This is a genomic window from Nocardia sp. NBC_01009, from assembly GCF_045208035.1.
Lineage (GTDB): Bacteria > Actinomycetota > Actinomycetes > Mycobacteriales > Mycobacteriaceae > Nocardia.
Genome location: NZ_CP108695.1, coordinates 4,148,796 through 4,171,267 on the forward strand (window position 1 = coordinate 4,148,796; position 22,472 = coordinate 4,171,267).

Sequence of the window (22,472 nt, forward strand, 5' to 3'; positions counted from 1 at the left end):
CTCATCAACTTTCTGGGACTTCAACAACAACATGAGTGGACTTGACCGACGCGACCGCGACGCTGCCGACCTCGAGACCGAGTTCATCGACCGATTCCCGGCTCAGCAGCGACACCAGCCTGAAGGGCCCGGCCTGCATCTCGACCTGCGCCATCACCGTGTCCTTGACGATCCGCGTCACGATCCCGCGCATCCGATTCCGTGCCGAGACAGCCACCGCGGCTCCGGGCTCCGGAGCTTCGGAGTTGGCCTGCAGAAACTCGGCGAGCTCGCGGCCGCTGACGCCCTTGCGGCCGTTGTCCAATTGGATTGCGGTCAGCCGGCCCTGATCGATATACCGCCGCACGGTGTCATCGCTGACACCCATGAGCGCGGCGACTTCACTGATCCGCAGATTCGACACGAGTGGCAGCATATTGCCGTATCCGCGGAATGTATAGCCGCATGCAGGCGCTTCGGCGGATCGTTATCTATGCGGATGCGCTGGTTACCAGCGGTGAGAGTTGTTCGAAACAGGACCTCACGGTGTCTGCGGAAACGCCGGTGTCGGCGCGGAAGACATGTGGCGGTGCTGTCATTGCGGTAGCGGTAGTAGTTCGACCAGCGTTCCCCGCGCTGTCCCGATGAGAATTTGGGCGCCGAACTCGGTCAGCAGTCCGCGCAGATGGTCGGCGGCATCGAGCCTGGTGGCCCCACCATGACCATCTCAGCTCCGCATCCGTCGACAACGCAAACCACGAGCGCAGCAGGTCCCGGCAGTCATCCACATGCCATACGTCGCCCAGTGTCGGTGGGAGGTTGATCAGAGTATCGACGCGTTCGGTGCGGAGGATCCGCGCACGCTCGAGGCGACGGAGCAACGTGCGGTCCTGGCGACAGAGCTCACGCTGCGGTGACGAGGCCGGTGGTCGAAGACCACCGGCCTGGCTGTCAGTGCGCGATGCCGCCGGTAGCCGGTGTGCGGCCGTGCCGCATGATCACGGCCAGGATCAGTGCGACGGTCGACGCGATGGCGCAGAGCCAGAAGCCGAGTTCGTAGCCGTGGTCGCCGAAGATGTCGGGAATCGGGGTGGGCGGTGTCTGCTGGCCCCCGACGCTGATCATCGCTCGCATCGCGGTGGTGTGCAGGAACGCGGTGACGATGGCGAGACCGATGGCCACGCCCATGGACTGCATGACGCCGAGCATGCCGAGGCTGATGCCCTGTTGCTCCTGCGGGACCGCCTCGACCATGAGAATCGGCATGGCCGCGTAGTAGAAGCCGAACCCGATGCTGAAGATGGAGTTCACCACCAGGAACACCGTGGTCGTGTGGGGCAGCAGTGCGAGGGCAATGCCGGAAGGAGCGAAGATGGCCAAGGCGATGACTAACGGGATCCGGGCGCCGATGCGTCGGGCCAGCAGTCCGGCGAGCGCGCCGCATATCATCGTCACCACAGAGCCGAGTAGTGCGATCCGCAGTGCGAATTCCAGCAGGGTGTAGCCGCTGCCGTAGGTGTAACCCGGGTCCAGCGTCACCTGGACCGCCTCGGGCGGCAAGGGCTGACCGGTCATCGCCTGGACCTTGGCGAGGCTGCCCTGTTGTACGCCGGCGGTTACCGTCGCCTCGTCGGGGGTCTGTGCCATGTAGGCGATGGCGTAGGACACGATCCCGATCTGCAACGACGCGAACAACGCGCCTGCCAGAACCAGCGCGACCCGTGGGTGGAACAGCAGCTTCATGTCCATGATCGGTGTCGAGACGCGCTTTTCGACGACGACGAACAGTACGAGCAGAGCGATGCCTGCGATCAGCCAGGCGAGCGTGGTCGGCCTGCTCCAGCCCCAATCGTGGCCCTTGTCCACGTAGATCAGCGTCAGAGCGGCGCCGCCGGAGAGCAGTGCGGCGCCGACGATGTCGATGCGCTCGGTGACCCGCAGCTTGGATTCGGGCACGATCAGCCAGATCAGCGGCAACATCAGCAGAGTGAACCCGGCCAGGCACCAGAAGATCGCGCGCCAGCTGTAGTTGTCGACGAGGAAACCGCCGAGCAGCGGCCCGGCGATGGAGGAGACACCGAGGCCGGTTGCGGTGATGCCGAGGCCGAGTGGCACGAACTTGCGTGGCATCAGGTCCCGGATCAGACCGTAGGCGATGACCGCGGTCGCGATCGCGGTGGCCTGCAGGCATCGCCCGAACAGGAAGACGCCCCAGTTCGAGGTGGTCGCGTCGAGCACACAGCCGATGACGAACAGGGCGCCGCAGACGAGGAACATCCGCTTCTTGCCCCAGACGTCACTCATCTTGCCGATCAGCGGAGACGCGGCCGCACCGATCAAGCCGAAAACGATGATGGCCCAGTTGATGTTGGCACCGATACCGGGGAAGGTCGGTGCGATCTTCTGCAGGGCGGCCGCGACGATCGTGTACTGCATGGGGGCGATCTCGGAGAACAGGACGATCACCGCCAGCACCGTGAAAAGCCGTGCGCGCGAAGCACCGTCGAGGCGACCGGTGTCGTTGTCGAGTTGGGGGGTACTGGTGGACATGGCCACACTCCGTTGTTCGGGAACTGTGTTCGGGTCAGTAGATGTAGGCGGTATCGGGGAGGTCGGTGACGGAGGTGCCGACGTGCACGGTGAACTCGCCCGGTTCGGTTTCCCAGCCGTTGGGTCCCCAGTGCTCGAAGGCACGCTGGGGCAGGGGGAGGGCGATGGTGCGGGATTCCCCGGGGGCCAGGGTGACGGCGGTGAATCCCGCCAGCCAGCGGACCGGGCGATCGATAGCACTGTTCGGGCGCGCGAGGTAGGCCTGGATGACCTGCTTGCCGGGGCGGACGCCGGTGTTGGTGACCGTGACCGAGACGGTGCGTCCTTCGACGACGAGATCGTTGGTCGTCCAGGTCGTGTAGCCGAGTCCGTGGCCGAACGGGTAGGCCGGTTGGGTGCCCGCGCGCAGCCAGGCGCGGTAACCGATGTGGATGCCCTCGGTGTAGTCCAGGACGCCGTCGACCGGGGTGGTGTCGAGCACCGGGACGTCGGCCATGGTTTTCGGCCAGGTGGTCGGCAGTCGGCCGCCGGGTTCGACGGTGCCGGTGAGGACGTCGGCGAGGGCGGCGCCGAACTCCTGACCGGGGAACCATCCCAGCAGCACCGCGGCGACGTCGTCGCGCCACGGCATCTCCACCGGCGCACCGGAATTCACGACGACGACGGTGCGCGGATTCACCGCGGCGACGGCGGCGACCAGTTCGTCCTGGCGACCGGGCAGCCGCAGCGAGGTGCGGTCGACGCCCTCGCTCTCGATCTGTTCGGTGGTGCCGACCACGACAACAGCCACATCGGCCGCGCGCGCCAGCTCCACCGCGGTCGCGAACTCGTCGTCGTCGGCGCGCTGCGGGCGCCGGATACCGAGGGTCGCACCGAGAATGATGCCCAGGCCGGGCATTGCCTCCTCGATACTGGACACGACCCGCACATCGACCTCTTCACCCACGGCGAGCGTGCGGGTCACATGACGCTGCGGCGGGTTGAGCAGGGCCGCCGCCGGATCGCCGGAATCGAGCGCCACGTTCTCGTCGAGCACGGTGTCGCCGTCGATGTCGAGCCGGATGTGGCCGACGCCGCCGAAACCGATCTGCCATGCACCGGCCATGTCGGCGCGCAGCCGGGTATGCAACTCGACCATGTTCGACTGCGCTGCCAGCGGCTCGCCGAGCAGCACCAGGCGGCTCGTGGTGCGATGCTGCGTGCCGAGCACCGTGTCGCCCGCGAGGTATCGTGCGGACAGTCCTGGTTCCCCGGTCTCGGGGTCGGTCATGATCGTCAGTGGAGCGGGGATCAGGTCCTCGGACAGGTGGACGCCCGCGGTGTGGGTCAGTGGCAGTCGGCCTGCCAGGCCCTCGACCGGAGTGGTGGTGTGGCCGGGGATCACAGTCGCGCTGCCGCCGCCGAGGAAGCGGGGTTCGCCCGCCGACGGGCCGAGCATGGCGACGGTCGTGTCCGGTGCGAGTGGGAGAACTCCGTCGTTGCGCACCAGGACCATCGCCTGCGCTGCGACCCGGCGCACCAGGTCTTGGGCCTGTTGTTCGCTGAAAACCGGTGTCGGTTGCGGAGTTCCGTCGAGGGCGCCGACGCGGATCGCGAAACGCAGGATGCGGCGTACCTTGTCGTCGATGGCGGACTCGGCGATCTCGCCGGAGCGAACCTTCTCGGCCAGCGGCTCACCCCACAGGTACGGCGGGCCCGGCATGCACAGGTCGGTGCCCTTGGCGGCGCTCTCGGTGCTGCGTACGGCGGTCCAGTCGGAGACCACGACGCCGTCGAAACCCCAAGTGCCCTTGAGTGGTTCGTCGAGGAGCGGGTTCTCGGTCATGGTGGTGCCGTTGACCGCGTTGTAGGCGTCCATCAGCATCCAGGCGCCCGCCTCGACGGTCCGCTCGAATGGATACAGGTACAGCTCGTGCAACGCGCGGTCGCCGACGTGGACGTCGACGGTGAAGCGGTCGGTTTCGGAGTCGTTGGCCACGTAGTGCTTCGGGCACGCGCTCACCCCGTGCGTCTGCACGGCTCGCACATACGCATCGGCCATCTCGGCGGTGAGCAGCGGGTCCTCGGAGAAACACTCGAAATGCCTGCCGCCCAAGGGGGAACGGTGCAGGTTCATCGTCGGCCCGAGGACCGCGTACACGTTCTTGCGGCGGGCTTCGGCCGCGATCAGCGCACCGATCTCCTCGAGCAGCGCCGGGTCCCAGGTTGCCGCAACCGCCGTGCCCGACGGCAGACTCACCGACGGATCACGTTCGTCCCAGTTCTCGCCGCGCACGCCGGACGGCCCGTCCGACACCGGCATCTCCGCAAGCCCGATCCTGGGATCACCGGCCATCCGGAAAAGGCTCGCGCCGGAGATCAGCCGCAGCTTGCCTGCCAGGTCCAGCTTGGCCAGTAGTTCCTCGATACGGTCTTCCATGAAAAGCAGCCTCCGTCTGTCAGCGGGTGATGGTGCTGGCCTGATCGGACCAGTGGGGGTTGTGCAGGAACTCGCCGGTGCCGGAAGGGAATGCGGCGCGGGCGCCGCGATTGCCGCGCAAGCGGTCCATGCCTGCGCCGAGGTCGGCCGGATACCAGATGTCGTAGCCGTTGCCGGTCGAGCTGCAGTAGTCGAGGTCGGCGCGCTCAGCGATCGCCCACGGGCCCGGCGCGTATGGCCGGCTTCGATCGGAGCGCCGGGCTGGTAGGTGGGCGCGGACCCAGCCGGTGTCACCGCGGTCGACGCGGCGGCGAGCAGTGCGACGCAGGTCAGCGCGACGCGGGGCGCTGTACTGCAGTCGGCGACCGGACACGAGACTTCTGTTGCTCACGACTGTGGACGTTAGGTCTGTCGGTAGCTGGGCAAGGCTTGCCGCGCCCTTCTGCAGACTGTTGCAGACACCCCACGCCGGCTGGTGTCGCCGACGTCCCCCTCGATGTGATTTCTAGCCCACCCGCACCGGAGCGCAGGCCTCGTGCGGATCTGCGTCGGGGTGAGCAGGGTGGTGAACACCGGCGTTGTCGCTCGGTGGATCCGGTGTCGGTGGCCGGGTTCCAGGTGCTGGAACTGGCGCAGGCGTACGCGTTGCTGTCCACGGCCTCGGTACCGGTATCGACCGGCAGTAACAGCGCCGTGGTGCCGGTACAAGGCAAGGCGCGCGGTCACCAGGTCGGGATGTGCCTGGAACTGGAGTCTCGAGGCTGCAACGGCCGGTGGTTGCGTCGTGACCTGTGGGTCCGCCTGTTGGCGGACTCGTGGATCGATGCGGTCGTCGAGCGGGTGTCCGCGTCGCCGATGGCGGCCGAGGCGGGCTCGGTGTTGGCAGCGTTGTCCTCCAGTTAGCGCAAACGCTCACTGTCCCTTCATATTTGGTGGTCCCGGCAAGGCGTCGGCTCGCTGGTGGATCGGCTGTCCATATGGCAATGGATGCTCGTCTCGAGCAGGGAGACATGGGAGATGGCTACGACCCCACGATCCAGTGTGGCGGGATCAGTCCAGATGGGCCGACAGCAGCCAGGCCGGAACCGACTTGCGGCCACTGGGCTCGTCGCGCATACCCTCGAACCGGAAACCCGCGTCCGCCGGCAACTCCGCAGGCAGATTGCCATGGATTCGCGCCGGCCTGATCTCATCGATCACCCAGTACTTCGACACCACCTCACGAAGCTCGTCGGCGGTGACCGGCGATGGCCCCGGTTCAGGCACTTCGGGCAGGGCGGCCCGGTCGAACACCAGCACGAAATACGCCGCGCCCGGCGCGGCGGCGCGCACAATCGACTGCTGATAGCCCTCCCGCGACTCGACCGGGATCGAATGGAACAACGTGCTGTCGACGATGGTGCCGAAACGGCCGTCGTAGCCGGTGAAGGAGGCGATGTCGGCGACCTCGAAGGAGGCATTGGCCAGTCCGCGCCTGGCGGCCTCGGCTCGGGCCAGCTCGACCGCGGTCGGCGACAGATCCAGGCCAACGGTGGTGAAACCCCGCTCGGCCAGATATAGCGAGATCGCCGCCTCCCCGCATCCGACATCGAGGACATCGCCATGGAATCTGCCCTGCTCGATCAGCGCGGCGAGTTCCGGCTGGGGTTCCCCGATACTCCACGGCGGCTTGACGCCCGGCCCGAACGGGCCCCCTGTACCTCGGTAGATTTCTTCGAATTCGAAATCATGAGGGGTAGTCATAGCCCACAAATATCAGGGAACCTGATACATGTTTGGGACGTGGCCCGCGACGCGCTCGGACTGCTCAGGAATGAGTCTGTCGTTGGTATCGACGCGCCGGATGCTGCCACCCGACTCGGCGCGGGGACCGGCACCGGCCGCGGCAAGCAGTCTTTTGGGTTGAGAATCCCGGTGAGAGAGGGATAGTGCAATCCTTCGTGTCACGTGTGGGCGCCGCCGCGAAGCCAGTCGGACCAGGGGATGCTCCAATCGCCGTTCTGCCAGATGTCGAGGGGGTCGCCGCCGGTGTTGCGGACCTCGACGACGTCGCCGGGGATGACGAAGTCGTAGAACCATGCGGCATCGTTGGGGGAGATGTTCAGGCAGCCGTGTGAGACGTTGGTGTTGCCTTGGGCCCACATGCTTGCGGCCAGTTCGTGCACGAAGATTCCGTCGTGGCTGATGCGGACCGCGTGGTTGATGCTCGTGCGGTAGCCGCCGGAGTTGGTAGGCAGGCCGTAGCTGGCGGAGTCCATGATCACCGGGTCGTTTCGGTCCAGCACGGTGTAGACACCGGGTCGGGTCCAGAACGACAGATATCTGGAACCGACCGCCGCGGTGCCGCCCTTGCCCATCGATGTGGGCATGGTTCGCACCAGGTTCCCGTTGTCGAAGACCTCGATCTGTTTGGTGTCGTCGTCGGCGATCGCGACGTGCGCGGGGCCGATGATCACCGACACCCGTTGGTCGCGCAGGCCATAGCGGCCCTCGCCGAGCGCGCGGCCGAAGAGTTCGGCCGCGATCGTGATCCTGGTTCCCGGTACGTGATATTGCGCCGGCCGCCAGTGTGCGTTCTGATCGTCGAGCCAGTACCAGCCACCGGTGACGGCGGGCTGGGTGGTGACCTTCAGATGGCGTTCCGCAGCCGCCCGATCGACGGGTTCATCGAAATGGGCGACGAGCACGAAACCCACTCCGTAGGTGTCGTTTTCGGCCAGTTCGACGAGATTGGCGGAGCGCAGGGAGACGTCGATGAGCTGTTGCGGTTGCACCGTGGTGCAGGTTGTCGTCGCGGTGACATCACCGGTTTCGCCGTGTGCCACGGCTTTCGCGGTGTAGGTGTGTCCGTAGCCGAGTGGTTCGGCGCTGGTCCAGGTTCGATGATCGGGTGCCGGTACGCCCGGCAGTGATCTGCCCGTTTCGTCGATCCATTCGACCGACCACAGTGTCCCGTCGGTGACCGTGACCATGCCGGGGCTCCGCGCATCGATGTCGTGGGTGCCGGGTGGGGGATCGAATCGGATTGTGGCGGGTTTGGGGGGCGCGGGTTCTCGCAGCCCGCATCCGGCCAGGGCGAGGCCACCCGCACCGGCGAAGCCGATCAGTAGCCGACGACGTCCCAATGCCACCGCGTATCTCCCTTCACTGGGTGCAGCAGGGCCGATCTCTGTCCGTCAGCATGTGATAGCTACGCGCTTGCTGGGACATCAACGAGCGGAATCTCCACCGATCCGTCGCACAACCGACACCGTTCCGCGATTGATCCGGGTTCTCGGGCAAGACGGTCATGGCTGGTCTGCAAGACCCGGACGGTCACACGGTCCGTTGGCGCGAACTGTCAGCTGAAACCGGCTCAGGGCAACACGACGGTGACCAGGCTGATCAATGAATGCTCGGCGGCCGGCGTGTGGCCGAGGTCGCGGATGTAGTCGTCGAGGTAGACGCGCTCACCGGTCCAACCGTGGTCGGTGAACCATTCGGTGGCCTCACCGCGGGGGTCGTTGTAGATCAACCGCACCCAGTCCGAGCCCGCGTCGTCCTGCTCGGCCATCGCGGCGGCGGCCTCCGCCGGCAGCGGATCCATCTGCTCGATAGCGACCCGGCTGCCGGGCGCGCTGAGCGAGACAACGGCGTCGAACAGCTGGTCCTGTGCAGCCGGCGACAGATAGATCAGCAGGCCCTCCACCAGCCACGCGGTCGGCAGGGCAGGATCGAAGCCGCTGTCGCACAACGCTTTCGGCCAGTTCTCACGCAGGTCCACCGGCACCTCATGGCGCTCGGCGCTCGGCTGGCGCCCAGCCTGGGCGAGAGTTTCGCACTTGAACTCCAGCACCTGCGGCCGGTCGAGCTCGTAGACGACGGTGCCGTCGGGCCACGGCAGCCGGTACGCGCGGGCGTCCAAGCCGGCCGCGAGGATGACCACCTGCCGGATGCCGGCGGCTGCGGCCGCGTAGAGGTAGTCGTCGAAGTACCGGGTGCGGGCGACCTGATGCTGCTGGAACTGAATTCCGAATTCGGGGGTCAGCAATGGATGGTCGGGCACTCGACCGTCGAGCAGGTCGGCCCACTCCCCGCCCGCGGCCCGCACGAAGAGCTCGGCGAACGGGTCCTCCGCCGGCGCATCGGCCGCGCGGCCGCCCAGCGCGCGAGCCGCCGCGACGAACAACGCCGTAGATCCCACACTGGTATTGATGTCCCAGGAATCTCCATCGGTGCGCATGCTCGCCAACGTACCGATCGTGGCGAGCTCGGTCATTCCAGCGCACCGCGACAGCGAAATCCTCCATCAATCAACCCCATAGCGGCGTTCACTTCACCGAAGGCACGGTCGGCGGGGTGAAATCCTCCGGATGGCCTACCGGACCACCACAACCAGCACCCGACCCCACGCTACGACGTGCACATCGCAACACCCAGCAAGACATGAGCAACGAAATCCGTCACCCCGAGACCGCGCCGCACAGGTTAAACGGCAAGCTAGTCGCGCAACTGGGCGCGGGCGGCGGCGAACCATGCCTGGGTGGCGGGCAGTCCGGCCTTGATGTCCTTGCTGGCGCCGTTGAACCCGAACAGGTCTCCGGCGAACCGGCTCAGCACCGTGCCCTCGGTCTCGTCGAGTTCGGCGAGCAACTCGCTGTCACCGAGCAAGTAGGCAACGCCGGCCACCTCCCCACTGGACCACGCATGGCGGTAGTCGTCCCAGCCGTTTCGCTGCACCGTGCGGGCCTGTCCAACCAAGCTCGTTTGCAGGGCGTCGCGTTCGGCGTCGCCGGGCTGCTGCGCTCTGAGTGCCTTCCAGGTGATCGGCTTCTCTGCTATCGCTTCCGGCTCAGTGCCGTCGCCGGGGTTGGTCTCGGTCATCAGTCGTCCTTCCCGTTGTGTCCAATATGGCTTACATGGATGTAGGCGCAACGGTCATGTCGCCAAGCTACGAATCCCCGGTCAGCGCGCCGCTACGATGGTGCACCCGCACCCTGCGCCTTCGGCGCCGGCGCTGCCGCAACCATTTTCGGCGCTGCATCCGGAGCGGCGGCTGCGGGCCCAGAACAGTCCGGCCACCCCACCGATGATCAAGGTGACGCCGTGGGGTTCGAGCCACGACATGCTCGGCAGCGCTACCCCGCCCGAAGTGATGCCTGCGGCGGCGAGCAGCGGCACAGTGTCTGCACATTGACCCCCGCCGCCGCGGTGACCTGCCCGCTGCGCAACCCGGTGCTCACCGGCCGCCGCCAAAGCGGCTGCCCGCTGCTCGAAAGCATCGAGCACCTCGACGCGGGCGGGCGGCACCTCGATGCGCATCACCGGCCCGGTCTCGCCGGTGTCGAAGGTGAATGTGAAGAACGAGCAGCACGCGGTCTCCTGTGCTGCCAGGTCGCGCCCGACCGGTTCGGCGCCGTCGGTGATCGCCAGATCCAGCCGAGTCCGCTGCGGGCGTGTGGACCCGCGCACCGATGAGGCGAAGAAGCCGTCGAACTCGGCCACCCGCACCGGCTGCTCGACGGTCGGCAACGTACACGAATCCGGCACCCAACCCTCAGGACCAAGATTGATCGTCATGACGCCACGGTAAACCTGTACCCAGGTACCGGATACAAGTCCTGACCGGAGCCGAGTGCCCTGACTCGCACCTGTCCGGAATGAGATAGTCCATCTTCCGCTGAATACAGATTTTGATGTACGGTTTGTGTGTGGAGACGTTACTGCACAGTGACGCGCTGGCCCGGTTCGGTCACGCGCTCTCGGATCCGACCCGCACCCAGATCCTGTTGAGCCTGCGCACCGGCCCGTCCTATCCCTCGGACATGGCCGAGCTGATCGGGGTGACGCGCCAGATCCTGTCCAACCATCTGGCCTGTCTCCGAGGGTGCGGCTTGGTCGTTGCGGTCCCCGAGGGGCGGCGCAGCCGCTACGAGTTGGCCGATGTGCGCATCGGGGCCGCGCTCGGTGATCTGCTCGGGTTGGTGCTGGCCGTCGATCCGGCGTGCTGCCCGGTCGCCGACTCAGAGGAGTGCTGCTGATGTCGGCTCCGCTGGGCATGCTGTCGCTGCCGACGGCCATCGCACTTCGTCCTTCACCACAGCGGCGGGCGGTGCTGTCGCGCCGGATCCGCTGGTTCGTCGCCGCGACCATCACCTACAACGTCATCGAGGCGATCATCGCCCTGAGCGAGGGCGCCCGGGTCTCCTCGACCGCGCTGATCGGATTCGGCCTGGACTCGGTAATCGAGGTGTCCTCCGCCGCGGCGGTCGCCTGGCAGTTCGCCGGCCCCGACCCCGAGAGGCGAGAGAAGATCGCGCTGCGGATCATCGCCTTCTCCTTCTTCGCCCTGGCCGCCTACGTCGCCGCGGACTCGGCGCGTGGCCTGCTCGGAATCGGGGAAGCCAGGCACTCAACGATCGGAATCGTGCTGGCTGCAGTGAGTTTGGCAGTGATGCCGGTGCTGTCGTCCGCGCAGCGCCGCGCCGGACGTGAACTCGGTTCCGCCTCCGCGGTCGCCGATTCCAAGCAGACGCTGCTGTGCACGTACTTGTCGGCGGTGCTGCTGGTCGGCCTGCTACTCAACAGCCTGCTCGGCTGGTCGTGGGCCGACCCGATCGCGGCTCTGGTCATCGCCGCGATCGCGGTCAAGGAAGGCGTCAATGCCTGGCGCGGCGATACCTGCTGCCCGTCACCGACCGCCCTCGGCGCCATGGCCAGCGGACGTGCAGACACGCACAACTGCCATTGCTGTGACTGAACCATCGTCCAGACCAGAACCACTGTTGGGAATCGTTCGGTTCTCCAGCTGGTGCAGAGAAGCCACGAGACTCCCAACACGCCTACCCATCGATCGGAGTGCACTGAGTGAAGATCAGGGAATACCACGAACGAGACAAGGACGAGTGCCTGCGCATCTTTGTCAGCAACACGCCTGAGTTCTTCGCGCCCCACGAGATTTCGGAGTTCGACACTTTCCTCGACAACCCGCGCTGCTCCTACCATGTCATCGAGGAAAACGGTGTCATCGTGGCATGTGGCGGATGGGTGCTCCGCCCCGACCGCTCGTCATCGCTGTGCTGGGGGATGGTGAGCAGGTCCGAACACCGTCGAGGTATCGGGGCCTATTTGCTCCACGAGCGCCTGCACCTGATTGCTGCAGATGGCTCGGCATCGTGTGTCCTCCTGGAGACCAGCCAACGTTCGAGCCCGTTTTTCGAACGTCTGGGCTTCGTGACCACCCGGACCGAGCGTGATGGTTTCGCCCCCGGTATCGACGCGGTAGCCATGCGGCTGGATATCGCGAGTCGCGACGTCTCCTAATTGGTGCCGGACACCTCGCCGGAGATCCCCGAGCCGCATGCCCACCCCCTACCGCGTTAGGCGGCGGTGGCGTGCCGGATGATGATGTTGCCGAACGAGTTCCGTGCATCCACCCGCACGATGTCCGCAGTGTCCCGCGGTCGGTCGACCGGTCCCATCACGTTCTGCACGCTGCCGTGCAAGGTGTTGGTTTCCAACCGCACCGCACTACCCGGGCGGATACCCACCTCCAGCTCGCCCATCGAGGTTTCCAGCCGCAGCACACCACGTGAGGCTTCGTCGATACGGATGTCGCCCTTGGCGGCCTTCGCGGTCACCGAACCGAGCGGGCGTTCGACGATGATGTCGCCGGCGGCGATCTCCAGGTCGCACTCACCGAGTCCACCGATGCCCAGCAGTCGGCCCACCGCGGCGGTGGCCTTCAGTCGAGAGCCGGTGGGCACCTCGATGGTCACCTCGATCGACGGGTTGCCACCGAACGGGGTGTAGGTCCGCCAATCCTTCGGCGCTGTCACCGTGAGGGTGCCGGCGGCGAAATCGACCCGGGTGTGCTCGGCGGCGCGCACGTCACCCTTCTTGGACTTATCGGCCGGTCGGACCTCGACGACGGTGTCGCTACGGTCGGAGGCGATGACCTGGACGTCAGCGGAGAGCACGTCGACGGTGAGGGTGATCGGTTCGGGTGTCGCGAATGCGGGCATGGCGGTACTCCTTCTAACGTGTGCAATGGATGCGGTGTGTGAACTGGGTTCGTCCCGCATCGCTTCCGTAGCCCTGGGGGTTGCGGTTGCTGTGCTGTTGACAGGAATTACTTTCACCGGCCGGGTTGACACCGACCTGACACCGACCTGACAGGCTCACTGACACGGTGTTCGGCCTGGTCATAGCGGACAAAGGCAGGGGTGGGCAGGCGCCGGTCCGTGTATTTCGCGGGATCATCGGCAGCGGTGCCGGCCCGACGCAACGCCCCACACCGGCGAAGGCACCTCATCGCAGAGGATCCAACCCTCTTCGACCGCGTTCAACGGCGTTCCGGTAGCTCTTCAGGCCGGCGCCCACGACGACGCCTGCTTCGCCCACGCGGTGGCGCGGCCTTTGGCGACTTCGACGGTTCGATCTGCTGGGCCTTGATCGTCGGGATGTTCTTGTGCCGCCAGAGCATTGCCGGCACCCGCTGCGCTGTCTCACGTCGGTCCGGATCACGGGAAAGGACTGCGGCCCAAACCAACAAGGCGATCAACGCTAGGGCAAGTCCAGCGGCGGCGTTGCCGGGGGTGAGAGTCACGCTGAGCGCGAGAGCGGATTCCTTGTTGGGATGGCCTCACCGTTCAAGCTGAAATGGGCATGCGTCGCCGGTTCGACCATGCCAACGAGTGCGGATGGTGAACCTGGGTCCTGGTGGAGCCTGCCTTCGCCCGGAATGTCAGTGGATTGGTACCTCAGCGCTCAGATCTGTAACTCCCGAGCCGACCTTCCAGCACAGGAAGACTGCCGCAGCCTGAGTTCACACTCATACAAATTGCGAGAACTTATCCGAGTTCGAGGCGCACACTCGGAGGGTGGGTACGGCCGAGGACGATGCGGCGCGCGGTGAGCTGATTCGACAGATCGCCGTCGTGCTCGACGATCTCGTGTCGCGTGCCGAACGAGCCCGCCCCGGCCGAAGTGGCGCGGATGCGGAGTGGCTCGATCGACTGCTCGCCGAGTTGCGCCCGATGGCCGAGCAGGCGCACGATCTGGAGGTCACACGTACGATCCGCGACATCGTCGCCCGGCACGGGGCTGGGCCGTGGCCGGCCGAGGATGTCGCGGCCATCGCGGACGCGGATCCGGCGGCGGTCCGCCGGATTCTGGATGCGCTCACCGCGGCCGGGCCGGCGTGGCCCGAGCCCGGCGCGAACTAAGGAGTTTTTCCACACTTCACCCTCACCCCGGCGGATATCGCGTTTGTCGATCCGCGCCGTGGCCGTGGCCCGGCGGATCGGCTCGGTGTGGCAGTGGCGTTTCAGCTGGTAGAGGGACATCTGACGGGTAGCCTGAGTTCCTCGTGCAGCGCCGCCGCTCGGGTGGCCACTGCCTCGGGTGATCGGAACGAACCCACTCGAACGCGAAGGAAAGGACGAGCAGTTGAAGAATACTGGACGGATTGCTTTCGCCTGTCTTGCCATCGTCACCGCCCTGAGCATGACCGCCTGTGGAAGCGACGATAAGAAGAGTGACGCCAACTCGACCAAGGCGACCACCAGCGTCAAGGCGCCTGCAGCCGACAAGCTGCCGCCCACCCCGACCGCCGCCGACCTGAACACGCTACTGAGTCACGCGCTGGACCCGAACGTGCCGAACACCGAGAAGCGGGAGATGGTACAAGGCGCCGAGAATGATCCGGATCTGCCAAGCCGCCTCGCCGAGGCCTACACGCAGACCGGTGCCAAGGTGGAGGTCACCGAGGTCGCCACTCCCATCGGTGACACCCTCAACGCCAAGGCCAAGCTCACCGTCAACGGCCAGGAGAACATCGCCGATGTGCCGTTCGTCGCCGAAAACGGCAGGTGGAAGGTCCAGAAGCAGTGGGCCTGCCAGACCCTGTCGCTGGCCAACATCCAGTCGACTGCCTGCGCCAGCTGAATAACCACCCATGGACGGTCGGAAAACCATCAGCCTGCCAGTGAGGTTAGGCCTCTGACCGCCGAGGTTCAGGGCGGGTCAGCCTGACCACGGTACGGTCAGGCTGACCCGGCTGTCGCCGTCTACTGGGGCTCGATGCATCGATCGTGCGGCGCGAAGGCAGCAGCTCGTCGTACTTAGAGCGTGTCTGTGAACTTGTCAGGCTGACGTGGTCCGTGCAGGCTCGGCCGATGGCGTCCCCTGCTGCGACGAGTTTCGCTCGGGTCGCGAGTCTGTTCTGGTGAGCGTCGTAGGACGTCGTACGACTCTGCCCGGTATGAGACACCACGGAGGACACCATGACGACCACGCCGAACGACCCGACCACCGCGCTGCCTGCCTGCCCGCCCGTCGTTGACCTAGCCACCTGGCAGACCGCCCGTGACGAGCTTCTGGTCCGCGAGAAGGCCCACACCCGCGAGGGCGACGCCCTCGCTGCGGCCCGCCGCCGGCTGCCGATGGTGGAGCTCGACGGGACGGTCGAGGTCGTCGGACCCGACGGCCCGGTCCCGTTCCTGGACCTGTTCCAGGGCCGCGACGAGCTCGTGGTCTACAAGCACATGTGGTACGACGGCGCGCCGCACCAGGGGCAGTGCGAGGGCTGCACCACCACGGCCTGGCACCTGAAGGACACCGTCTACCTCAACGCCCGCGGCGTCTCGTTCGCCATCCTGACCACGGGCCGTTGGGACGAGGTGGCCTCCTACGTCGAGTTCATGGGCTACACCCAGCCCTGGTACTCGGTGCGCGACGTGGACGAGCCGGTCGGCGGCAGCATGGGTTACATCACCTGCTTCCTGCGCGACGGCGACCGCGTGTTTCTCACCTACTCCACGACGGGCCGTGGCAACGAGCCGATCAATGGGTCCCTCGGCCTGCTCGACATGACGCCCTACGGCCGCCGCGAGGCGTGGGAGGACAACCCCGAGGGCTGGCCCGAGGCCCCTCAGGCCGATTCGCCGGTCGGTGGGCATGGCTCGCCGATTTGCTGGTACTGGCGCACGGACGCCGACGGTGTTGCCACCTGGGGCCCGACCAGCCGCCCCGTGCCGCAGTGGACCCGCCCCGGCGCGACCCCGGTGGACACCCTCGGCCGGCACAGCCACGACTGACACGCCTTCGTCGTCGTCGGCAAACCCGAAAAGTCGGACCGGCGCCTGGTTCTGGACGCGATCTTCTACCTGGTTCGCGGTGGGATCGCCTGGCGGGCCCTGCCGGCCGACGTCCCGGCGCACCAGACCGTCTACGCCATGTTTCGCCGGTGGACCCGCGCGCGCGTGGTGCCGGATCTACGCAGCGCTGCGTGAACGTGCGCGTCTGGCCGACGGGCGTGGCCCAGTGTCGACCGCGGCCGTGATCGATTCCCAGACCGTCCGCGCCGCCGATATCGTCCCGACCGCCAGCAGCGGGTACGGCGACTACGAGGTGAGCAACTACCGAAACCGTTGTGTTCGGGGTGAGGTGGCACTACCAAAGCAGCGGCTGCTCGGTATCGTATTTCCAGCCTGCGGGTGTGAATCCATTGAAGGCGAGGGTAATTTCGGCCCGGCTGTCTATGGATCGGGAAGGCGCGAAACTCGGTTCTAGAATTCAATTTATCGATTGCCGCGCAGCCGCCGCTGAGAAAAGTCTCAGGTGGGGGTGCTGGAGCTGGCATAGTTGTAACCAGTCGGGGCCGCGGTTCGTCACCACGGCCCCGGATTGCTCAGGTTATCGCTACTCGTGGAACTCGAAACGCCACGGCTGCCGCAAATCGTGCACATCGAGCGGCCGCAGCGCGATACGCGGCGGATAGATTCGCAACAAGCTCTCGTCCAAGGTCAATTCCCTCCCTTCGATGGGTCCGCCAGGGACGACGACGTGGAAGGTGAACGGCTCGGCGCTCTGGTAGAGCGCCCACTCCCGAGGCTCCGGGTAGCTGCCGACCGGCATATTCACCTGCGGATCGGCCTCGTAGCCCAGATAGGTCTGACTCTTGAGGTTGCGGATTGTGACATTGCCGTTGCTGTCGACTCGGACTTCCCATTCCTGGATTCCGGGCTGTCCGGTCGGCGGCAAAAGAACTGCGGGCGAACCCTTCTCGGCCCCGTGTTCGAAGGTGAGGAGGCGGTTCCCGGAACGGCTGATCGAATACACGCCGGCAGGTATGAATGCCATGTCTAACCACCCTTTCTGTCGCGCACGAATTCTCTTCTGTGCGTAGTACATTCGGCTGATCAGTATGGTGCGACGTTGCTCTCTCACTATACGCCCCGTGTGATGCAGAACAACGCTGAAACGAAATCATACGTTCGAACTGCCCCGACATGTGCGGTGACTTCATTTCTTGGGAAGGATGGAGTCGTGTCGAGTTCGAAGAAGTAGGGCAGGGGTCGTTGTAAGCGCGATCGACCTCGCGTGCGGCGCTCTTGCAGAAGGTCCGTGGTGGGATCCACGCGAAGGTCTCACTTCGGGCGGCGCGTCACGGCCATCTCACCGGCTCGGGACGGTGCACTGGGGGACCGTCAGCGCTCGGTGATGCCGCGATACGCGGCCACCGGGACACCGAACTCGGCGACTTGGCTGGTGATTCGCAACGGTACCGGCGGTGGCGCAACCTGGAACGATCGAATGGCGAGAGTATTGGCCGAATAGTCGGTGAATTTCAGTTGGATATATCGCACCGGCACACTTGCGGGCAAGGATACGTGCAGCTCGCGCTGGTCATTCTCGAATACGCCCTGTGTCAGCCAATTCGTGCGGTCGACTGAGGTAACCACTTCCCCGGCTGGAGGTAGGTATCTGCCGTTCGGATCGCCAAAATAGATATCGATGGCATCGATATCGGCCACTCTTCCGAAATCGAGTTGCGGGCCGTGTGTGCCCACGACTTGTTTGCCCTTGTAATAAGTTTCGAGATCTCCATCCAACATGTTTTCCAGTGGGTAGAGGGGATCGACGTTGTGCCCGAAGCGCAGCATCCCGTCCGGGAACAGGACCCGCAGCCCGTCACCGAAACCGAAAGCATCGACGGGAACTTCGGCCGGCGCACCGTCGGCCTCATCGAGAAGTTTGTGTAGCCAACCGATCTGGACGGTCACAGCGGTCCTCCTCCGTGTGAAACAAACTACGAAAACGCCCTGCACAGCCTCATCCGATGGCACGCGAAAACAGGCCATCGGTGAGGGGCATCGTCGAGATCATCAGCGGTACTCACGGCCCGGGCTCCACAGTCACTGGACCGGGCAAGTCACACAAATCCGACGTTAAGCCACAACGCGGCCCGGCACATCGGTTTCCCGGTCGGCGCGACCCCCGCGCTCGCGTGTGGCGCATGTCGCGCTCCGCTCCGGTCGGCACGGTGACACCGCACCCGCCGGAATCAACGTAAGGGTGCACTACGCTGGCGACGAGGGCGGTGGCGGGCTGACCGGTGCACATCGCCGTAGTTGCGCGGGGCGTGGGTGTTCGCTGCTGTGCTGCTCGATCGGTGACCTGACTCGGATCGTCTACTACGTCTGCTGGGTGCGCAGAAGTGGTGGAATGGAGGTGGATCACGCGCTCCAGTCCCGGCCCTCGGTCGGATGGGAGCTTTCGACTATGCCTTTGAGCGCGGTCACGGGATGTTGAACCCGACAAGCACTGGAAAGGCCGAGTGTTCGGATCGCAATCGCACCGGTCGGTACAGCCGCAATTTCGATGGTTCTCGAAAGGTACTGTGCTGGACTCTGTTTCAGCTTACTGTTGATCTGGTTGATCTTCCGGGCGCGTCCCTGAGCAAACCTCTCCGCCGATGCCGGCGGGATGTTGGCTCGTCAATCCAAAGCGGTCAACGGGTGACTGTCGAGTATGTAACGGATGATGGCGGTGAGTCGTACCGGGTCTGTTACTTCGCGTAGCGACTCGAAGGACTCCACGGTGACGTCCATCATGGACACCGTCCCATGGTCTGCGGACCTGTGGGACGCTTCGGGGCGTTCCACGAACCAGATGTAGCAGCGATAGGATTCGGGTTCATCTATCGGTGCGCCGTTTCGAAACGCTGGGCACAGGAACGCTACCGAGCTGGCCGAGGCTTGATGGGCGAGGGCATGGTTCGAGCTCCATGTAGCCAGATGCAGTGCGTTCGCCTCCTCGTGCAGGCGTTGCAGATCACGCTGGTCGGCCATTCGCATGCTCAGCCGAGGATCCTCGGCGGAGAGATTTATGTGCGGCTGAAGGCTTTCGCTGCGATCGTTCATGGTGGCCCTCGAGCCTACGGGTGCTGATTGCGATGGGCGGCGGGTCTGCCGGGAAGCAAGGCGGCCATCGCGTGATCATGTCGTGTTTGTGTGGGACACAACTGAATTGGCGGTGACCGCGGCTGACATCGTAAGCCTGATCGGTGGCAGGCGGAGTTCGAGGACCTGGCTGTGCGTATTGGGCTACGGTTTGCATGGGTTGAAACCCGTCGCACGGTGCGGAAGATGCTGGCCGGGATGGTCTCGGAGCTGCCGAACAAGAACTGCTGGACCTTGGCCGAACATGCTGGGGACACGACGCCGGACGCGATGCAGCATCTGCTTGCCGAGGCGGTCGACGACGACGGGATGCGAGATGACTTGCGCGACTACGTTGTCGAACATCTTGGTGACGCCGAGGCGACGCTGGTCGTCGACGAAACCGGGGACCTGAAGAAGGGTGTCATGACCGTCGGAGTGCAGCGCCAGTACTCGGGCACCACGGGCCGGATCGAGAACTGCCAGGTCGCGGTCTATCTGACCTATGCCACCACCGCAGGACACGGTTCATCGACCGTGCCCTGTATCTGCCGCGCTCGTGGAGCAGTGATCCCGTCCGCCGCGCCGAGGCCGGGGTGCCCGCCGAGGCCGGGTTCGCCACCAAACCCGTGCTGGCCGAACGCATGATCGTGGACGCGTTGGATGTCGGAGTGACAGCCAGGTGGGTGACCGGCGACGAAGTCTACGGCGGCGACCCCAAACTACGATCGGAGCTTGAATCCCGCAGCACCGGTTACGTATTCGCCATCGCTTGCGATCATCACGTCACCACTGGTGCGGGCAGGGTCCGCGCCGATGATTGCGGCAAGCGCTTCGCGCCCTCAGGCGAGCTCGATGACATCGAGGCCGCCGTCGGCGTGGATCCTGCGAAGCCGCTTCTTGTCGTATTTACCGACGGAGGTGCGCGGCACTTGGTTGGCTCCTGGCCGTTGCGGTGCCGGCGAGAAAAGTCAGTACGAGCTCGGCGAACTCATCGGGGCACTCGATCTGCGGCATGTGCCCGACGCCGGTGAACAGATGGGTGTCGGAGTGCGGTAGCAGTTGGCGTGCGGTGTCGAGGTGGTGGGCGGGGAGTACGCGGTCGCGGTCGCCCCAGACGACCAGAGTCGGTCGAGGATGCTTCGCGACAGCCGCGATCAGCTCGGCCCGCCATTCGGGCCTGACTCCTCGGCCAGTAGCCAGCGCACGGGCGGTCTCGTACGTCACGTCACCGGGGTCAGGTTGTTTGGCGATGGTGCGGGCGTGGTCGATCCGCTCCTTCGTGACCAGGGACTTGTCGGCGAAGATCAAGCGCTCGTTCACCTCCGCCGCGCGGCGGGTGGTGTGTCGAGTCGCCAGGTACCCGATGCCGGGCAGAGCCAGCAGCCGCAGCGCGATGGCGACCTGTGAGCCGAATCCCGCACTGTTGACCAGCACCAGGCTCGCCACCCGTTCCGGTTCGAGAGCGAGCAGTTGCATGGCCACGGCACCGCCGAGTGAGTTCCCGATGAGGTGCAGTGGTCGCTTCTCACCGAGGGCGCCAAGCGTTTCCGCGATCCCGCGGGCGAGCACCGGCAGCGTGATGCGTTCCTGAGGACGGTCCGAGAAGCCGAATCCGGGAACGTCGAGGGCAATGACCCGTTGGGTGCGGGCCAGTCGATGAAACTGGGGTGTCCAATCTTCGAGGCTGCGGCCGATTCCGTGCAGTAACAGGACAGGCGGGCGCTCGGGATCGCCGCCGATTCGCACGCGAGTGCGTCGACCGTCGACGGTGATGTAGGTCGGCGTGCTCATGCCATGGCGCCTTCCAGCGCTGGGGCCTCGAACCGCAGTAGGCCGTCGTCGATGGGGTCGTCGAGGAGCATTTTGGAGTCCTGCTCGTAGTTCATCAGCAACTTCCACGGAGGCTTGGATCCCTGGCGTGGCAGTGTGTTCTTCGCGCGTTTCACGTAGCCGGACTGCAGCCCGTCCAAAATGCCGTCGTCCATCGCGGAGTGCTCGATATCGTGCGGGGTTGCCACGGTGCGGCCGTGCTCGTCCATGTGCTTGAACAGACGGCACAAGTAGGCGCCGGCGATGTCGGACTTCAGCGTCCATGACGCGTTGGTGTATCCGAAAACCCAGGCCAGATTTGGCATGCTCTCCACGAGCAAGCCCTTGTAGGTCATCTGGTCGTGCAGCTTGCGCGGCTCACCGTCGACGGAGAGTGCCATCCCTCCCAGCATCTGGATGTCGAGACCGGTGGCGGTGACGATGATGTCGGCCTCCAGTTCCTGCCCGGACTGCAGCAGGAGGCCCTTCTCGGTGAAGGTGTCGATCTGATCGGTGACGATCGAGGCCTCGCCCGATGCCAGCACCCTGAACAGATCGCCATCGGGCACAGCGCATATCCGCTGGTCCCACGGCATGTAGCTCGGAGTGAAGTGACTCATGTCGACGGAGGCGCCGAGATTGCGTCGCACCTGCCAGAGCAGGAACCGGCGCATCTGACGGGGCCAGCGACGGCAGGCCAGGTAGAGCTGGCGTTGGAATACGATGTTCCGTTTGCGACCCATCGAATACACCCAGTCCTGCGGGAGGAATCGGCCCAGCAGTTGGGAGATTTTGTCGAAGGCGGGCAGCGAGAATACATACGACGGGGAGCGCTGCAACATGGTCACGTGCTCGGCGTCGCGAGCCATCGCCGGCACCAGGGTGGCGGCAGTGGCGCCACTGCCGATCACGACGACCTTCTTGCCGGAATAATCCAGATCTTCCGGCCAGTGCTGGGGGTGGATACACCGGCCGCTGAATCGCTCCATGCCGGGGAAGGCGGGTTGGTAGCCCGCGTCATAGTTGTAGTAGCCGGTGCAGCTGACGAGGTAGCCGCAGGTGAAGATGCGCGTCTGCCCGGTCGCCTCCTCCAGGGCGGTCACGGTCCAGCGGGACTCGGGTGTCGACCAGTCCGCGGTGACGATCTTCAGGCCGTAGTGAATCTTCTTGTCGATGCCGAACTGCCTTGCCGTGTCCGCGATGTACTCCCGGATCGACCCGCCGTCGGCGAGTACCTTCGGGTCGCGCCACGGCCGAAACTTGTACCCGTAGGTGTACATGTCGGAGTCCGAACGAATACCGGGGTAGCGAAACAGGTCCCACGTGCCGCCCAGTCGCTCGCGTCGCTCCAGTACGGCGATGGTCTTGTCGGGGAACGCGGCCGTCACTTGAGAGGCCGTACCGATTCCGGACAGGCCGGCACCGATGATCAAGACGTCGAAATGTTGTGCATGCATGGCTTCCTCTTGCTTCCGCGTGCTGTGTTTCACAGACGTTGTAGAAACAGG

23 protein-coding genes and 1 pseudogene are annotated in these 22,472 nt (G+C 65.4%); 9 read left to right on the forward strand and 15 right to left on the reverse strand.

The window, feature by feature from the left end; all coding sequences use genetic code 11:
• Positions 1 to 4: 4 nt before the first annotated feature.
• The 4 genes from OHA42_RS18545 to OHA42_RS18560 form a co-directional block, all read right to left on the reverse strand.
• Positions 5 to 403, reverse strand: a complete 399-nt coding sequence (locus OHA42_RS18545; protein WP_406238719.1) for a molybdopterin-binding protein — start codon at positions 401 to 403, stop codon at positions 5 to 7.
• Between the two features lie 527 nt (positions 404 to 930).
• Positions 931 to 2,529, reverse strand: a complete 1,599-nt coding sequence (locus tag OHA42_RS18550) for an MFS transporter (protein ID WP_406238721.1) — start codon at positions 2,527 to 2,529, stop codon at positions 931 to 933.
• A 34-nt stretch (positions 2,530 to 2,563) separates the two neighbouring features.
• A complete protein-coding gene (locus OHA42_RS18555; protein WP_406238723.1) occupies positions 2,564 to 4,948 on the reverse strand; it encodes a beta-glucosidase in 2,385 nt (794 codons plus the stop codon).
• A 19-nt stretch (positions 4,949 to 4,967) separates the two neighbouring features.
• Positions 4,968 to 5,339 carry a hypothetical protein gene (locus OHA42_RS18560; RefSeq protein ID WP_406238725.1) on the reverse strand — a complete coding sequence of 124 codons (372 nt, stop codon included), beginning with the start codon at positions 5,337 to 5,339 and terminating at the stop codon, positions 4,968 to 4,970.
• Positions 5,340 to 5,545: 206 nt separating this feature from the next.
• On the opposite strand from OHA42_RS18560, the gene OHA42_RS18565 reads away from it, so the two are divergent.
• Positions 5,546 to 5,851 carry a hypothetical protein gene (locus OHA42_RS18565; RefSeq protein WP_406238727.1) on the forward strand — a complete coding sequence of 102 codons (306 nt, stop codon included), beginning with the start codon at positions 5,546 to 5,548 and terminating at the stop codon, positions 5,849 to 5,851.
• 147 nt (positions 5,852 to 5,998) lie between these two features.
• On the opposite strand, the gene OHA42_RS18570 is transcribed toward OHA42_RS18565, so the two are convergent.
• The 5 genes from OHA42_RS18570 to OHA42_RS18590 form a co-directional block, all read right to left on the reverse strand.
• Complete coding sequence (locus tag OHA42_RS18570) at positions 5,999 to 6,691, reverse strand: class I SAM-dependent methyltransferase (RefSeq protein WP_406238729.1); 693 nt, start codon at positions 6,689 to 6,691, stop codon at positions 5,999 to 6,001.
• Positions 6,692 to 6,891: 200 nt separating this feature from the next.
• Positions 6,892 to 8,079 carry an Ig-like domain-containing protein gene (locus tag OHA42_RS18575; protein ID WP_406238731.1) on the reverse strand — a complete coding sequence of 396 codons (1,188 nt, stop codon included), beginning with the start codon at positions 8,077 to 8,079 and terminating at the stop codon, positions 6,892 to 6,894.
• 224 nt (positions 8,080 to 8,303) lie between these two features.
• Complete coding sequence (locus OHA42_RS18580; RefSeq protein ID WP_406238732.1) at positions 8,304 to 9,206, reverse strand: SAM-dependent methyltransferase; 903 nt, start codon at positions 9,204 to 9,206, stop codon at positions 8,304 to 8,306.
• Positions 9,207 to 9,427: 221 nt separating this feature from the next.
• A complete protein-coding gene (locus tag OHA42_RS18585) occupies positions 9,428 to 9,811 on the reverse strand; it encodes a hypothetical protein (protein ID WP_406238733.1) in 384 nt (127 codons plus the stop codon).
• An 81-nt stretch (positions 9,812 to 9,892) separates the two neighbouring features.
• Positions 9,893 to 10,507, reverse strand: coding sequence for a hypothetical protein (locus tag OHA42_RS18590; protein ID WP_406238735.1), 615 nt, complete (start codon positions 10,505 to 10,507; stop codon positions 9,893 to 9,895).
• A 131-nt stretch (positions 10,508 to 10,638) separates the two neighbouring features.
• On the opposite strand from OHA42_RS18590, the gene OHA42_RS18595 reads away from it, so the two are divergent.
• The 3 genes from OHA42_RS18595 to OHA42_RS18605 all read left to right on the forward strand — a co-directional run bounded on the left by OHA42_RS18595 (position 10,639) and on the right by OHA42_RS18605 (position 12,250).
• The gene (locus OHA42_RS18595; protein WP_406238737.1) at positions 10,639 to 10,968 is read left to right on the forward strand and encodes an ArsR/SmtB family transcription factor; all 330 of its coding nucleotides are present in this window, start codon (positions 10,639 to 10,641) and stop codon (positions 10,966 to 10,968) included.
• The gene (locus tag OHA42_RS18600; protein ID WP_406238739.1) at positions 10,968 to 11,687 is read left to right on the forward strand and encodes a cation transporter; all 720 of its coding nucleotides are present in this window, start codon (positions 10,968 to 10,970) and stop codon (positions 11,685 to 11,687) included. Before OHA42_RS18595 ends, OHA42_RS18600 begins: the two co-directional genes overlap by 1 nt.
• 107 nt (positions 11,688 to 11,794) lie before the next feature.
• Entirely contained in the window at positions 11,795 to 12,250 is a 456-nt protein-coding gene (locus OHA42_RS18605) for a GNAT family N-acetyltransferase (RefSeq protein WP_406238741.1), read from the forward strand.
• 56 nt (positions 12,251 to 12,306) lie between these two features.
• On the opposite strand, the gene OHA42_RS18610 is transcribed toward OHA42_RS18605, so the two are convergent.
• Positions 12,307 to 12,951, reverse strand: coding sequence for a DUF4097 family beta strand repeat-containing protein (locus OHA42_RS18610; protein ID WP_406236504.1), 645 nt, complete (start codon positions 12,949 to 12,951; stop codon positions 12,307 to 12,309).
• 858 nt (positions 12,952 to 13,809) lie between these two features.
• Here OHA42_RS18610 and OHA42_RS18615 point away from each other — a divergent pair.
• The 4 genes from OHA42_RS18615 (at position 13,810) to OHA42_RS18630 (ending at position 16,221) form a co-directional block, all read left to right on the forward strand.
• The gene (locus OHA42_RS18615) at positions 13,810 to 14,154 is read left to right on the forward strand and encodes a hypothetical protein (RefSeq protein WP_406238743.1); all 345 of its coding nucleotides are present in this window, start codon (positions 13,810 to 13,812) and stop codon (positions 14,152 to 14,154) included.
• 223 nt (positions 14,155 to 14,377) lie between these two features.
• Positions 14,378 to 14,875 (forward strand): hypothetical protein, encoded by a 498-nt coding sequence (locus OHA42_RS18620; RefSeq protein WP_406238745.1) that lies wholly within the window; start codon positions 14,378 to 14,380, stop codon positions 14,873 to 14,875.
• Between the two features lie 338 nt (positions 14,876 to 15,213).
• A complete protein-coding gene (locus tag OHA42_RS18625) occupies positions 15,214 to 16,026 on the forward strand; it encodes a DUF899 domain-containing protein (RefSeq protein ID WP_406238747.1) in 813 nt (270 codons plus the stop codon).
• Positions 16,027 to 16,095: 69 nt separating this feature from the next.
• Positions 16,096 to 16,221, forward strand: coding sequence for a transposase (locus tag OHA42_RS18630; protein WP_406239458.1), 126 nt, complete (start codon positions 16,096 to 16,098; stop codon positions 16,219 to 16,221).
• A 409-nt stretch (positions 16,222 to 16,630) separates the two neighbouring features.
• Here OHA42_RS18630 and OHA42_RS18635 read toward each other — a convergent pair whose 3' ends face one another.
• The 3 genes from OHA42_RS18635 to OHA42_RS18645 all read right to left on the reverse strand — a co-directional run bounded on the left by OHA42_RS18635 (position 16,631) and on the right by OHA42_RS18645 (position 18,831).
• Positions 16,631 to 17,071 (reverse strand): hypothetical protein, encoded by a 441-nt coding sequence (locus OHA42_RS18635; RefSeq protein WP_406238749.1) that lies wholly within the window; start codon positions 17,069 to 17,071, stop codon positions 16,631 to 16,633.
• A gap of 347 nt (positions 17,072 to 17,418) precedes the next feature.
• Positions 17,419 to 17,994 carry a discoidin domain-containing protein gene (locus OHA42_RS18640; RefSeq protein WP_406238751.1) on the reverse strand — a complete coding sequence of 192 codons (576 nt, stop codon included), beginning with the start codon at positions 17,992 to 17,994 and terminating at the stop codon, positions 17,419 to 17,421.
• 714 nt (positions 17,995 to 18,708) lie between these two features.
• On the reverse strand, positions 18,709 to 18,831 hold the full coding sequence (locus tag OHA42_RS18645; RefSeq protein ID WP_406238753.1) for a hypothetical protein: 123 nt from the start codon (positions 18,829 to 18,831) through the stop codon (positions 18,709 to 18,711).
• Between the two features lie 540 nt (positions 18,832 to 19,371).
• Between OHA42_RS18645 and OHA42_RS18650 the strand changes: the two are divergent.
• Positions 19,372 to 19,889: pseudogene (locus tag OHA42_RS18650) on the forward strand (IS701 family transposase); the annotation flags it as partial.
• Positions 19,890 to 20,061: 172 nt separating this feature from the next.
• On the opposite strand, the gene OHA42_RS18655 reads toward OHA42_RS18650, so the two are convergent.
• Together OHA42_RS18655 and OHA42_RS18660 are read right to left on the reverse strand one after the other, a co-directional pair.
• The gene (locus OHA42_RS18655) at positions 20,062 to 20,946 is read right to left on the reverse strand and encodes an alpha/beta fold hydrolase (RefSeq protein WP_406238755.1); all 885 of its coding nucleotides are present in this window, start codon (positions 20,944 to 20,946) and stop codon (positions 20,062 to 20,064) included.
• The gene (locus OHA42_RS18660) at positions 20,943 to 22,421 is read right to left on the reverse strand and encodes a flavin-containing monooxygenase (RefSeq protein ID WP_406238757.1); all 1,479 of its coding nucleotides are present in this window, start codon (positions 22,419 to 22,421) and stop codon (positions 20,943 to 20,945) included. Before OHA42_RS18660 ends, OHA42_RS18655 begins: the two co-directional genes overlap by 4 nt.
• Positions 22,422 to 22,472: the final 51 nt, after the last annotated feature.

What these genes read in the sequence shown, in the direction of transcription:
- OHA42_RS18550 (WP_406238721.1), bottom strand. Translation starts at nt 2,529, where the DNA reads ATGTCCACCAGTACCCCCCAACTCGACAACGACACCGGTCGCCTCGAC.
- OHA42_RS18555 (WP_406238723.1), bottom strand. Translation starts at nt 4,948, where the DNA reads ATGGAAGACCGTATCGAGGAACTACTGGCCAAGCTGGACCTGGCAGGC.
- OHA42_RS18570 (WP_406238729.1), bottom strand. Translation starts at nt 6,691, where the DNA reads ATGACTACCCCTCATGATTTCGAATTCGAAGAAATCTACCGAGGTACA.
- OHA42_RS18580 (WP_406238732.1), bottom strand. Translation starts at nt 9,206, where the DNA reads ATGACCGAGCTCGCCACGATCGGTACGTTGGCGAGCATGCGCACCGAT.
- OHA42_RS18585 (WP_406238733.1), bottom strand. Translation starts at nt 9,811, where the DNA reads ATGACCGAGACCAACCCCGGCGACGGCACTGAGCCGGAAGCGATAGCA.
- OHA42_RS18590 (WP_406238735.1), bottom strand. Translation starts at nt 10,507, where the DNA reads ATGACGATCAATCTTGGTCCTGAGGGTTGGGTGCCGGATTCGTGTACG.
- OHA42_RS18600 (WP_406238739.1), top strand. Translation starts at nt 10,968, where the DNA reads ATGTCGGCTCCGCTGGGCATGCTGTCGCTGCCGACGGCCATCGCACTT.
- OHA42_RS18610 (WP_406236504.1), bottom strand. Translation starts at nt 12,951, where the DNA reads ATGCCCGCATTCGCGACACCCGAACCGATCACCCTCACCGTCGACGTG.
- OHA42_RS18625 (WP_406238747.1), top strand. Translation starts at nt 15,214, where the DNA reads ATGACGACCACGCCGAACGACCCGACCACCGCGCTGCCTGCCTGCCCG.
- OHA42_RS18635 (WP_406238749.1), bottom strand. Translation starts at nt 17,071, where the DNA reads ATGGCATTCATACCTGCCGGCGTGTATTCGATCAGCCGTTCCGGGAAC.
- OHA42_RS18655 (WP_406238755.1), bottom strand. Translation starts at nt 20,946, where the DNA reads ATGAGCACGCCGACCTACATCACCGTCGACGGTCGACGCACTCGCGTG.
- OHA42_RS18660 (WP_406238757.1), bottom strand. Translation starts at nt 22,421, where the DNA reads ATGCATGCACAACATTTCGACGTCTTGATCATCGGTGCCGGCCTGTCC.